Here is a 12,318-nt window from a genome sequence, read left to right as displayed (position 1 = left end):
ATCCTGTATCAAGCAGATGCCGCTTCATTCCAGCCCAAAGGGGGGGTAATCTTGAACACACTAACTGTGAGTGTTGTCACTCCTGATGGCCCGGTTTTAGAAGATTCATTTGAAATGGTAAGTTGTAAGGCGGTAAGCGGCGAACTAGGGATTATGCCAGGGCACATACCATTGGTTGCACCGTTAGCAATCAGTGCAGTACGCCTAAAAGGCAGTAAGTCCTCTGAGATGATTGCCGTAAGCGGAGGTTTTGTAGAAGTTCGACCTGACAAGGTAACAATCCTTGCCCAGTCAGCGGAAACTCCAACAGACATCGACGTGGAACGTGCTCGCAAAGCGAAGGAACGTGCTGAACGCCGTAAAAACTCCAAACAAGATGACGTCGATCTAGTCCGAGCCGAGTTAGCACTAAAACGTGCCCTCAACCGATTAGATCTTATAGAGAAGTCTTAAGCTGACATGATGTTAGCTTAAGGCTTTTTCTTTTGAGTAGACTCGCATGGAATGGTCCGTTTCGGTATGTGTGCTAGGTCTGGATGGAGGACAACTCGCTTTCCTGCGGGGAGCTGGGAAGCCTCCTCAGACGGCAAGCCGTCTTCCGGGGTCTCCCCCTAGGCTCCTTTCCCCGCGGGAGTCTCGCAGTCCTCCATCCAGAACTTCACTTATTTGGAATAACGGACCTCACGGCGTCCCCATCAAATATCATATTTCCTGAATTGCCTTACGCTCAGAGAGAGCAATGGAATCATCGAAAGTTCAAAAATTCATTAAAATTTAACAAATTAATACATTACATAAAAAGGAATTCCTAAATAAATTGTCGAAATGGACCGATATAAGGAAGAAGAACTACTTTTTATTGAGTGGAATAGGTTTAGAGTAACTTAAAAAAAGGAATGGTATACCGAGTCACGTCCCAAGATTGACAATTACGCATGCCAATGTCAGAGTTTTAGTAGAAACCAGCATGCAAAGGTGTGACTTAAATGGATTTAGTAGGATACCAATCGCTTACGAATATGATTTCGCATATTGTTTTTATTTTAATTACATGGCGTCTTTTACAAGCCCTCAATTTGGATGGGTTAATTAAAAAAGGGCGCGTATTCGAAGCGCGAGTACTTTTGATGTTTTTAACGATTACGATTGGAACAGCTGTAAGCAACTTCTTCTTAGATTATTTGCAATGGTCTCAGAATTTAAAGTTTCTTTTATAGAAAACTGCCGACACAGGCAGTTTTTCTTTCGAGAACTGTCGAAGGTTTTGAAGTATGTTTGATGCCTCTCTCGTTGATAATGGAGATATGATTTTTTCCAAGGGGAGAGAGCGAAATGTTAAACAAAACGAAACCATTTTTTATTATTATTTTACTGGCAGTTACTCTGAACTCATATGTGAATCAAATGAGTGCTGGGGCGAGTACTCAGTCTCCATTGCAACCACTCCAAGATGTGTCCGCGTTTTTATCGGAAGAAGGGATTTCTATGACTCAATGGGAAATCGTCTTGAAAGAACAATTTCAAGAAAACCAACTTCCGGCGCTTCTCAATCAGCTCAAATCAACCAATCCCGACCTATCGGTAACCACCCATGAAACGGAAGATGTAACAAAAATCATTGCAATGAACCATCATAAATCAATACCAGGATCCGAACAATTTATAATACTTGTGTCTAAACATGAAGAGCCTTATGCCGAGATCATTTATAAAATGACGGGACCAACATGGGACTCTCATACCAAGCAATTTATGACAAACCGTCTGAATCGCGTCAAATCCGCCTTTTTTCAAGAAAATACCACAATTTTCACTTGTGTGAAAGCGGATAAAAATGATAAGATAGATGGTGTTTTATTGCTTGAAAAATTTAGTACAAGACTAGAAATCGAAAAATTACAAACACTAACAGAACCAGGTTTTATTTCAGTAACCGGATTTACAAACGAATGGAATCAGGCGCTTCCTTACTCGGACAATGGGGCGATGAATGTTCAGTATGCCCTTCGGCAAGGAATGGGCGCAAAGACAACCCTCATATTTGGAACGCCGATAATAACGAGTGAATATTAATATAGAGAAAATGGACGCGGAGGGGAATGACCTTGGAAAAAATCATCGTCCGCGGTGGCAGCAAGTTAACAGGCACTGTAAAAGTTGAAGGTGCAAAGAATGCTGTTCTGCCTGTCATCGCAGCAGGTTTAATCGCTAGTGAAGGAAAAAGTATTTTAAAAGATGTACCCGCTCTTGCTGATGTTCATACAATTAGTGAAGTTTTACGATATATGAATGCCGAAGTAAATGTAGAAAACAACACTGTTACAATTGATGCATCAAAAGAGCTGACAACAGAAGCACCGTTTGAGTATGTTCGCAAAATGAGAGCTTCTGTCCTTGTATTAGGCCCGTTATTAGCTAGATATGGGCATGCGAAAGTAGCACTACCTGGAGGGTGTGCGATTGGTTCTCGACCAATTGATCAGCACCTAAAAGGGTTCGAAGCTATGGGAGCGAAAGTAAATGTCGGAAACGGCTTCATTGAAGCGTATACCGAAGGCCGTCTGAAAGGCGCTCGTATTTACTTTGACGTTCCTAGTGTTGGTGCAACAGAGAACGTTATGATGGCCGCTGCTTTAGCAGAAGGCAAAACCGTTCTTGAAAACTGCGCCAAAGAGCCAGAAATCGTTGACTTAGCTAACTACTTGAATAAGATGGGAGCAAAAGTCATCGGTGCAGGTACAGAAACGATTCGCATTACAGGTGTAGAAAAGCTTGTAGGCGCGGAGCACAACATTATTCCTGACCGTATTGAAGCAGGAACATTTATGGTTGCTGCTGCAATCACAAAAGGAAACGTACTCGTAAAAGGCGCTGAACAAGAGCATCTAAGGTCCCTTGTGGCCAAAATGGAAGAAATGGGTGTCATTATCGAAGAGGAAGACGAAGGTCTGCGTGTTATTGGACCTGAAAAGCTAAAAGCCGTTGACCTTAAGACAATGCCGCATCCAGGCTTCCCAACAGATATGCAGTCACAAATGATGGCCCTTATGCTGCAAGCAGAAGGCACAAGTGTCATTACAGAGACAGTCTTTGAGAACCGTTTCATGCACGTAGAAGAATTCCGTCGCATGAACGCGAACCTGAAGATTGAAGGCCGTTCTGTTATTGTTGAAGGTCCTTCATCCTTACAAGGTGCAGAAGTATCTGCTACAGATCTTCGCGCAGCCGCTGCCCTTATTGTGGCTGGTTTAGTAGCTGACGGTCACACTCGCGTCACTGAACTGAAGCACTTAGATCGAGGCTATGTTGATTTTGAAAGCAAGCTAGTAGCCCTTGGTGCAGATGTGGAACGCATTGATGACGAAGTTGAAGAAGAAGAAGATCATCCACAAACTGACGTTAAATCATCCTTATCATCTTAATTAGATATCGTATAGCCTAGAGACTATCTCCAATGGAGGTAGTCTCTTTTTATGTTCAATCGAAGCTAAATAAGGTGTTATGTAATGGTGCAGGGAGGTACAGACACGATCTGGACATGGTCTGAACGAATCTGTCCGTGCTCTTAAGGAATTTAGCTGTGGCTAGCCAAAATCTAGCCGTGCTCTTAAGGAATTTAGCTGTGGCGAGCCAGAATCTAGCCGTGCTCCTAAGGAATTTAGCCGTTATCAGCCAAGATCTAGACATGATCTCAATGAATATAGCCGTAGCTAGCTAAAATCTAGCCGTGCTCCTAAGGAATTTAGTTGTGCTCAGCCAGGAAATAGACATGATCTCAATGAATTTAGCCGTCGTTAGCCAGAATCTAGACATGACCTTAAGTAATTTAGTCGTCATCAATCAGAAACTAGACGTGAGTCCAATGAATCTAGACGTCAAAAGTCGTAATTCAGACACCCCCAGCACGTCACCCCTTACCTTATTCAAAGACACCTTGTCCCATCACAACAATCTACACTTTTTCTCACCTGTGGTTCTACTAAAGGGGAAATCTGTATAGATTAGATAGTAGAGTAACTAGAAAAGGGGGCTTCTGAATGAAGATGTGGAAGGGGCCGAGTTTTATAATCATAAGTGTGTTAGTTCTTATGATTCTCGTACTTCCGACGTTAATTGTCGTACCATTTATCGAACACAACAAGGAAGGAGCTACAGAACAGCCAGCTGCGACGGAGGCTGTGGCGGAGTACAATCTTGAAGAGAACCCGGCCTTTGTCGTATCGGTCCTACGTGATCAAGCAAATCAAGTGGAGGAGGTACCACTCGAGTTATATGTGTCTCGTGTTGTCGCCTCTGAAATGCCAGCAGATTTCGAAATCGAAGCCTTGAAAGCACAAGCCCTTGCGGCACGAACGTATATTGTACGGTACCTCGTCCAAGGAGAAGAGAAGCTTCAGGGCGGAGCGGACGTTACAGACACCGTTCAACACCAGGTCTACAAGAACGATGAAGAACTGCGCCAAATATGGGGCACGGATTACGAGTGGAAGATTCAGAAGGTTCGTCAAGCTGTTGGGGAAACAAAGGGTGAGATCCTGACGTTTGAAGGCGATCCGATTTTTGCTGCGTTCTTCTCCACGTCCAATGGGAAAACGGAGAACTCGGAAGATTACTGGAAGAATGAGATCCCTTATCTTCGAAGTGTCTCAAGTCCGTGGGATGAAACCTCACCAAAGTATTTAGATCAAAAGGTATTCTCTGAATCGGAAGTGGAGAACCTGTTAGCGGTGAACATCGATCCAACAAAGCCAGTGTTAGCCAATATTGAGAAAACGGAAAGTAATCGGATCTCAAAAGCAACCATTGGAGACAAAACGCTCACAGGTCGTGAAATCCGGGAGGCGCTTGCACTCCAGTCTTCTGACTTCACGGTTGAGTACAGAGATAATCATTTTATCTTTAAGACTAAAGGTTATGGTCACGGAGTTGGTATGAGTCAATTCGGAGCCAACGGCATGGCCCAAGAAGGGAAGGACTACAAAGAGATCGTAACCCATTATTACAAAGGGGTGGCGATTGAGAACGTGGACTCTTTTCTACCCAAAATGGCCTCGAAGTAAAAAAAGCGTATAAGATCCCGGATTTGTCGAAAAATAAGTTTAAAAAATTTTTTATAAAAAATGTATAGTTCTTCCTCTTTCTGATCAGAATGATTCCTGAGGTGATGATGAAATGAGAGAGGAAGAAAACAAAAGCGTTTCAAAAAACAATTGGAAACGTGTTTTCCGCAAAAAATGGTTTTTCCCAAGTGTTTATCTAGTTGCTGCAGCTTTGATTTTGACAGGAGTACTTGTTTTCCAAAGTATGAATCAGAACGTGGATAACGTTCAACCTGAAGAAGGCCAACAAGAAGGTGGCATTGAGTACTCTTACGAGGACGACCAATCTGTACCGGTTATGGACCTGAATGAGAACTTAAACATGCCAGTTTTAAATCAAGACCAAGCTGTCATCAAAACAAAGTTCTACGATCATGACAGCAGCAGCGAAGAGAAAGAACAGGCCATCATTCAATTCAACAACAAATTTTACCAAAGTAATGGAATTGACATTGCACGAGAAGATGGCGAATCTTTTGATGTGGTAGCTTCTGCAACAGGAACCGTCACGGAAGTAAAAGAAGATGCGCTATATGGCAAATACATCGAGATCACACATGAAGACGACATCAAGACTCGTTACATGAGCTTAGGTGACGTCCTTGTAGAAGTCGGTGCCAAGGTTAATCAAGACGACGTAATCGGAACATCCGGACGCAGTCTAGCTGGACAAGCTAGTGGCCTCCACGTACACTTTGAAGTACGTAACGGCGACCAAGCTCTAAATCCAGAAGATTACTTCTTCCAACCACTAAGCAAACTTAAGGATCAAACAGATGCTAATGCTGAAGCGGACAAAGAAGAAGGTGCTGAAGTTGAAGGCGAAGGCGAAGGCCAGGACCAGGACCTAAACCAAGGCGAAGACCAAGGTCAAACTGAAGATGGATCTGAAGATGTAGAGGATGGCGAATCCACTGATGCAGACGAAGACAAACAACCTGAAACAGAACAACCAAACGAAGATGAAGAAGAATCATCGATCTCGATGACAAACGCATAAAGAACAGAAAAAACCACCCTATGGGTGGTTTTTTCACGTTCCCGTACTAAAGCGTGTCAGACACCCGCTAGTGCGGTGGAGAGTTAAAGCGTGCCAGACACCCGCTAGTGCGGTGAAGAACTAAAGGGTGTCTGACACGCTTCATTGCTGTAAAGCCTAAAGGTGTGCGGCATATGGAGGTTTTGTCGATTTAGTTCTTGTTTTGTAGAAAGGGTATCAATTATTCTGAAATTTTGGTAATTTTAGTTTGGCATTGTTTGAGACTGTCACAATTTGTTTCTAAAAAAGTCCGGTTATGGGGTGATGATATCCATGAGTGCAAAAGCTATTATTCGAGAGTTGTCTACACAGAATATTTCTCTTTATATGTTGAAGAATACACTTCCTAAAATACACGGGAAGGACCAGGCTCTTCACATGATTAAAGAGATTTGCTTAGAGAGAAAGACTCCCGAAGCTCGCCAACACGGTATGGAGTTTTTGATTGTGAATGATTTAGATAAAGAATTATTGTGGATGATAGAAGAAAATAAGCGATCTACAGATATCATGGACCGTTCCTGGGGACAGTTATATGAAATCTACTACCATTACAAAAATGGAAAACTAAATATTAGTCAAACATTTGATAATCTTCAAGAAATTGTTTTAGTTACGGGTGAACAGGAATGCTTTGTAGACTTAATTCAGTCCATTCTTTATTATGACTCGAATCGATTTAGTATGTTTGCTGTATACATAGACCGCTTCAAAGAAAAATTGGACGAGTTAGAACCATCGATCTTGAAGGAGTACCTCACGTTAAGATACAAATATCTATTATTCCGTTACCATTGGAGAAATAATGAACTCATTATCGCTCGAAAATATGCATTTAATATTATGAATGAAGACTTATCACCTGAAAGAATCGCAAAAATCCATTCGAGCCTTGCCCTTACATATCTCTTTGAAGGGTACGAGGCTACGCTCTATCATATTAACCAAGCGCAAGCGATTGCAGAGCAATATAACATTCGTTCCCTCCAATTCGTTCTTGATAACCATAATATCCCTTTTATATCAGCTGTTCACGGGAGAACTGAGGGCATTACTACACTCGATCCCACAGAAAAAGCTCACTTGGCCATTGTAAGAGGAGAAACACAACAAGCGTTAGACATTCTAGAAAAGATCCAAGACCCAACACCATTTCAGCTTTACTATCTGGGTCTTGCTAAAGAAGACAAATCAATCTTATTAGAATCTTATTTCAGATTTGTAAATGAACTCAGTCATTATTTTTTTGCCAGGCTCCCGCTTCAAGCAATGAGTCGCCTAAATATGGAGATCGTTCAATAAACACACCACCCGGTCCGTGGCAGGCACTGCCACGGACCGGGTCTATTTATGCTCTGTAACGCTTTAGAGAACGAACGCGTGCCAGACACCCTTCACTACGGTAGAGAAGTGCAGGGTGTTAGACACGCGTCATCCCTTTACATCACTAAAGGGTGTCAGACACGCACTGTCCCTTCACCGCATAAAAGGGGCAATGCCTCAGTTTGTGAAAGAAATGTGGCTAAAGTCCTTGTCCGTTGTGATGTTTTAAGCATAAAGGGTTTTTGTGAAACATATTCTGTTACAAACCGAGTTATAGAAAGGTTTGAGGTGAGAGTTTTTAGAGGTTTACCTTACCGGACATAGAAGAGCCTGCATCCTAGAAGCTGCATACTAAACATATACTTATAGCCCAGTGCCTTGTCTCATTTCACACCTTTGACATCCAATCATCAGGAGGCGAGTGGTGTGCACGATTACATCAAAGAGCGAACAATCAAGATCGGGAAATATATCGTGGAGACGAAGAAAACCGTCCGGGTCATTGCCAAGGAATTTGGCGTGTCTAAGAGTACTGTTCACAAGGATTTGACGGAGCGGTTGCCGGAAATCAATCCCGAATTAGCCAACGAGGTGAAGGATATTTTAGATTACCATAAAGCGATTCGTCACCTGCGTGGCGGGGAAGCGACGAAGAAGAAATACAAAACAAAAGCAAGTCAGGAGGCGCCTGCAAATACGGCTGGATAAGACTATGGTCCTCCCAAAGGCCTAATTCTTTTGGTATTGGAAACTTTTTTCTCTAATTATGACTAAAATTGTGGAATTTTGTGATAAAATATATTACTAGAAGAAAACTGTTTTCGGAAGTATCAGAAGAGCAGGGAGGATCAATATCTCATGTTTGCAAGAGATATAGGGATAGACTTGGGTACAGCGAACGTACTCATTCACGTAAAAGGTAAAGGTATTGTACTTAATGAACCATCCGTAGTCGCGATGGACCGTAATAGTGGTAAAGTCTTAGAAGTAGGGGATGAAGCCCGTCGTATGGTGGGACGTACTCCTGGGAATATAGAAGCAATTCGCCCGTTGAAAGATGGCGTTATTGCAGATTTTGACGTAACAGAAGCGATGCTAAAGCATTTTATCAATAAGATCAACGTTCGAGGATTCTTGTCTAAGCCTCGTATGCTGATTTGCTGCCCGACAAACATTACGAAAGTCGAGCAAAAAGCCATTAAAGAAGCAGCTGAAAAGAGCGGCGGTAAACGCGTTCTTCTTGAAGAAGAGCCGAAAGTCGCTGCAATTGGCGCTGGAATGGACATCTTCCAGCCGAGCGGGAACATGGTAGTAGATATCGGCGGTGGTACCACAGATATCGCAGTTCTATCTATGGGCGACATTGTCACCGCCTCATCTATTAAAATGGCCGGAGATAAATTCGATAACGAAATCCTTCAATACATCAAGCGGAACTACAAGCTTCTTATTGGTGAGCGCACAGCAGAAGACATCAAAGTGAACATTGCTACGGTCTTCTCTGGATCACGTAAAGAAGAGATCGACATTCGCGGGCGTGACATGGTGTCAGGTCTGCCGCGTACGATTACCGTGTACTCCGAAGAGATTGAAGGAGCACTGAAAGAATCAGTGGCCGTTATTGTTCAATCAGCGAAGCAAGTGCTAGAGCGCACACCACCTGAACTTTCAGCGGACATTATTGACCGCGGTGTGATCTTAACAGGAGGCGGTGCCTTATTACACGGCCTTGACCAACTGTTAGCAGAAGAACTCAAAGTCCCAGTCCTAGTAGCAGAAGAACCAATGAACTGTGTGGCAAAAGGGACAGGCATTATGCTTGAGAACATCGATAAATTACCGAAAAACAACATTGTCTAAGCCTGAAGGAGGACAAGTCTCGTGTTAAGAGGATTCTATACAGCAGCTTCTGGTATGCTCGCTCAACAGCGTCAGCAAGAAGCGCTCTCTAATAATCTAGCCAACTCCACAACACCTGGGTACAAAGCCGATCAATCATCGATGCGCGCTTTCCCAGAACTTTTAATGCAAAAAATGGGCGGCAAAGAAATCCCGACGCAATCCGGCGGTCTCACGCTACCTGTTAACAAGGATATCGGCGGTATGAACACTGGCGTTTATGTTCAAGAAGAGATACCTGATTTTGCTCAAGGCGATATTCGAGAAACAGGAATCCTCTCTGACATGGCACTCATCAACGGCAATATTCCCGATGAATCTGGAGCGCTTTTCTTTACCGTTCAAAATGAAAACGGCGAACAGCGCTATACGAGAAACGGGAATTTTACCGTTGATGGACAAGGCTTCCTGACTACCCACGCCGGGAACTACGTTTTGGATCAAAACGGTGCCCGGATTCAAACGGGTGGTATGGACTTTAATGTGACAAGTGATGGCATTTTAGAAGCGGGTGGACAAGCGACTCCACTCGGTCTTACATATACGAATGACGTGAACCAAATGGTGAAAGAAGGTGGGAACCTCTTCCGTTTTGATGGAGGAGAAGGCGAGGCTGTTCAGAATGCACGAACAACGGGGGATGTAACATTCTCAGTTCAACAAAATGCTCTTGAACGTTCTAATGTGGATGCTTCAAAGACGATGGTTGATATGATGAATTCCTACCGCCTTTTTGAAACCAATCAGAAAGTATTAAAAGCCTATGACCAAAGTATGGACAAGGCAGTTAATGAAATTGCCAGAGTGCGCTAGGGGGGATCTTTTACATGCTACGATCTTCAATGCAAGCGGCCGTCACGATGGGGCAGCTTCAGCAAAAGCTTGATTTAGTCGGGAACAACTTAGCCAACATGGAAACACCCGGTTACAAAACGAAGAACTCTGAATTCGCTTCTCTTCTCTACCAGCAAATCGACAACATCGAAGAAGAAGGGGACAATCCAAATCGGTTAACCCCCGATGGACTTCGCATGGGTTCAGGTGCTAAACTGGCTCATACGGACATTGATCTGTCACAGGGATCGATTAAAGAAACAGGTCGTGCGTTAGATGTGGCCCTTCAAGATGAAAAGCATCTATTTCAAATTCAAACGACCATAAACGGACAAGAAGAAACCCGCTATACACGAGACGGCTCTTTCTCCTTCACTCCGGTCAATGCTAATGAAGTCATGATGGTGACATCAAATGGCAACCCTGTTCTTGGTGAAGATGGGCCGATCGTCTTTAGCGATACGTTCGAGCAAATGACGATACGAAAAGACGGGTCGATCTTCCTTACACAGAATGGCTTGCAAAATGAAGTCGGTCGTCTTCAGATCGTTAACGCTGAGCGACCTCGATTACTTGAAGCAGCCGGTCAAAATGTGTTTCGAATCCCTGGTGAGGGAATAGGAAACCTAAACGTGGAGGACATTGTCAGCGGGGTAGCACCTGAGAACATCAATATGAAGCAAGGTGCCCTAGAAACCTCAAACGTCGACATGTCGAAACAAATGACAGATATGCTTATGATGCAACGCGCTTATCAGTTTAACAGTCGCTCGATCGCAATGGGCGACCAGATGATGGGACTAGTCAACCAGCTACGTTAAACACTCAGAAGCGCCAAACGAATGGATAAGGAGTCTGTAGGTATGCCAGAAAAGAAACAATCAGAGCCAACCAGTCGCACTGAACGACGAGAAATTCAGAAAGAACAACAGAATCAAGAGAAAACAAAGAGCCAAGCCTCGAAAGAAACCGACAAAGTTAAGAAGCAGGATAAAGAAAAGAAACCTGAACGTTATCGTCGTCGTGTCTTTCCGATCTGGTTACGGATCATTGTCGTTCTGGTCATCTGTGCACTCGCTCTCGTTGGTGGCGTTATGATCGGATATGGCGTGATTGGAGACGGAAATCCAACCGATGCCTTGAAACTTGATACGTGGCAACATATTATAGATATCGTAACGAAAACCGAATAGGAGGCTCCCTATCTATGCTAGATATCGAACAAATTAAAGACATTATCCCGCACCGCTACCCATTCCTTCTAGTTGATCAAATCACAGAACTAGAAGAAGGTAAACGCGCTGTCGGGAAAAAGAACGTAACCGCAAACGAACCTTTCTTCCAGGGCCACTTCCCGAGCTACAACGTCATGCCAGGCGTGTTGATCGTAGAAGCTCTTGCCCAAGTAGGCGCCGTAGCCATGCTGAAAAAAGAAGAAAACCAGGGTCGTCTTGCCTTCTTCACAGGCATCGATAAGTGCCGCTTTAAGCGCCAAGTGCGCCCAGGCGACACACTAATTCTAGAAGTCGAAATCATCCGTGCTAAAGCCAGCATCGGAAAAGGAAAAGCCACAGCCAAAACAGCTGAAGGCGAAACCGTCTGTGAAGCTGAAATCATGTTCGCCCTAGGCGATAAAGAAGATTAATCATTACGTGTAACGCTCCAGTGCTATTATGTAGCTTTGGAGCGTTTTTTGTTTGGAGGCACGTGGGAAGTGCCCGAACGTCGCTCAAAAGCGTCGGAACGAGGGAGGAGAGTGACGGGAGGTCCTGGCGAAGTGCCCGGACGCCGCGCAAAAGCATCCGAACGAGCGCGAAAGTGACGAGACGCCCGCCCGAAGTGCCCGGACGCCGCTCAAAAGCGTCCGAACGAGGGAGGAAAGTGACGGGAGGTCCTGGCGAAGTGCCCGGACGCCACTCAAAAGCATCCGAACGAGCGCGAAAGTGACGAGACGCCTGCCCGAAGTGCCCGGACGCCGCTCAAAAGCGTCCGAACGAGCGCGAAAGTGACGAGACGCCCGCCCGAAGTGCCCTGACGCCGCTCAAAAGCGTCCGAACGAGCGCGAAAGTGACAAGACGCCCGCCCGAAGTGCCCGGACGCCGCGCAAAAGTGTCCGAACGAGCG

At 44.4% G+C, this 12,318-nt stretch carries 13 protein-coding genes; all 13 read left to right on the top strand.

Annotated features, from left to right (window positions below; genetic code table 11):
* Positions 1 to 51 precede the first annotated feature (51 nt).
* The 13 genes from QNI29_RS19400 (at position 52) to fabZ (ending at position 11,839) form a co-directional block, all read left to right on the top strand.
* Entirely contained in the window at positions 52 to 453 is a 402-nt protein-coding gene (locus tag QNI29_RS19400) for a F0F1 ATP synthase subunit epsilon (RefSeq protein WP_231417749.1), read from the top strand.
* A 533-nt stretch (positions 454 to 986) separates the two neighbouring features.
* Positions 987 to 1,217: a DUF1146 family protein gene (locus QNI29_RS19395; protein WP_231417750.1), complete on the top strand. Its 231-nt coding sequence runs from the start codon at positions 987 to 989 to the stop codon at positions 1,215 to 1,217.
* A gap of 115 nt (positions 1,218 to 1,332) precedes the next feature.
* Complete coding sequence (locus QNI29_RS19390; RefSeq protein WP_231417751.1) at positions 1,333 to 2,073, top strand: YwmB family TATA-box binding protein; 741 nt, start codon at positions 1,333 to 1,335, stop codon at positions 2,071 to 2,073.
* 32 nt (positions 2,074 to 2,105) lie between these two features.
* Positions 2,106 to 3,422: a UDP-N-acetylglucosamine 1-carboxyvinyltransferase gene (gene murA, locus QNI29_RS19385; protein WP_231417752.1), complete on the top strand. Its 1,317-nt coding sequence runs from the start codon at positions 2,106 to 2,108 to the stop codon at positions 3,420 to 3,422.
* A 615-nt stretch (positions 3,423 to 4,037) separates the two neighbouring features.
* Positions 4,038 to 5,060 carry a stage II sporulation protein D gene (gene spoIID, locus QNI29_RS19380; RefSeq protein WP_231417753.1) on the top strand — a complete coding sequence of 341 codons (1,023 nt, stop codon included), beginning with the start codon at positions 4,038 to 4,040 and terminating at the stop codon, positions 5,058 to 5,060.
* 112 nt (positions 5,061 to 5,172) lie between these two features.
* Complete coding sequence (locus QNI29_RS19375) at positions 5,173 to 6,099, top strand: stage II sporulation protein SpoIIQ (RefSeq protein ID WP_231417754.1); 927 nt, start codon at positions 5,173 to 5,175, stop codon at positions 6,097 to 6,099.
* A gap of 312 nt (positions 6,100 to 6,411) precedes the next feature.
* Complete coding sequence (locus tag QNI29_RS19370) at positions 6,412 to 7,440, top strand: AimR family lysis-lysogeny pheromone receptor (protein ID WP_231417755.1); 1,029 nt, start codon at positions 6,412 to 6,414, stop codon at positions 7,438 to 7,440.
* A 447-nt stretch (positions 7,441 to 7,887) separates the two neighbouring features.
* A complete protein-coding gene (gene spoIIID / locus QNI29_RS19365) occupies positions 7,888 to 8,169 on the top strand; it encodes a sporulation transcriptional regulator SpoIIID (protein WP_231417756.1) in 282 nt (93 codons plus the stop codon).
* Between the two features lie 150 nt (positions 8,170 to 8,319).
* Positions 8,320 to 9,321: a rod shape-determining protein gene (locus QNI29_RS19360; protein ID WP_231417757.1), complete on the top strand. Its 1,002-nt coding sequence runs from the start codon at positions 8,320 to 8,322 to the stop codon at positions 9,319 to 9,321.
* Between the two features lie 21 nt (positions 9,322 to 9,342).
* Positions 9,343 to 10,173 carry a flagellar hook-basal body protein gene (locus QNI29_RS19355; RefSeq protein ID WP_231417758.1) on the top strand — a complete coding sequence of 277 codons (831 nt, stop codon included), beginning with the start codon at positions 9,343 to 9,345 and terminating at the stop codon, positions 10,171 to 10,173.
* A 14-nt stretch (positions 10,174 to 10,187) separates the two neighbouring features.
* A complete protein-coding gene (locus tag QNI29_RS19350) occupies positions 10,188 to 11,015 on the top strand; it encodes a flagellar hook-basal body protein (RefSeq protein WP_231417759.1) in 828 nt (275 codons plus the stop codon).
* A 42-nt stretch (positions 11,016 to 11,057) separates the two neighbouring features.
* Positions 11,058 to 11,387: a DNA-directed RNA polymerase subunit beta gene (locus QNI29_RS19345; protein WP_231417760.1), complete on the top strand. Its 330-nt coding sequence runs from the start codon at positions 11,058 to 11,060 to the stop codon at positions 11,385 to 11,387.
* Positions 11,388 to 11,401: 14 nt separating this feature from the next.
* Entirely contained in the window at positions 11,402 to 11,839 is a 438-nt protein-coding gene (fabZ, locus tag QNI29_RS19340; protein WP_231417761.1) for a 3-hydroxyacyl-ACP dehydratase FabZ, read from the top strand.
* Positions 11,840 to 12,318: the final 479 nt, after the last annotated feature.

It is taken from the genome of Pontibacillus chungwhensis (genome assembly GCF_030166655.1).
Taxonomy (GTDB): Bacteria; Bacillota; Bacilli; order Bacillales; family BH030062; genus Pontibacillus.
This window is presented reverse-complemented; position numbering and strand designations above follow the sequence as displayed.

Bases quoted from the DNA above. Each gene is read 5' to 3' on its own strand.
- QNI29_RS19395 (WP_231417750.1), top strand. From the start codon at position 987: ATGGATTTAGTAGGATACCAATCGCTTACGAATATGATTTCGCATATT.
- QNI29_RS19390 (WP_231417751.1), top strand. From the start codon at position 1,333: ATGTTAAACAAAACGAAACCATTTTTTATTATTATTTTACTGGCAGTT.
- spoIID (WP_231417753.1), top strand. From the start codon at position 4,038: ATGAAGATGTGGAAGGGGCCGAGTTTTATAATCATAAGTGTGTTAGTT.
- QNI29_RS19375 (WP_231417754.1), top strand. From the start codon at position 5,173: ATGAGAGAGGAAGAAAACAAAAGCGTTTCAAAAAACAATTGGAAACGT.
- QNI29_RS19370 (WP_231417755.1), top strand. From the start codon at position 6,412: ATGAGTGCAAAAGCTATTATTCGAGAGTTGTCTACACAGAATATTTCT.
- QNI29_RS19360 (WP_231417757.1), top strand. From the start codon at position 8,320: ATGTTTGCAAGAGATATAGGGATAGACTTGGGTACAGCGAACGTACTC.
- QNI29_RS19350 (WP_231417759.1), top strand. From the start codon at position 10,188: ATGCTACGATCTTCAATGCAAGCGGCCGTCACGATGGGGCAGCTTCAG.
- QNI29_RS19345 (WP_231417760.1), top strand. From the start codon at position 11,058: ATGCCAGAAAAGAAACAATCAGAGCCAACCAGTCGCACTGAACGACGA.
- fabZ (WP_231417761.1), top strand. From the start codon at position 11,402: ATGCTAGATATCGAACAAATTAAAGACATTATCCCGCACCGCTACCCA.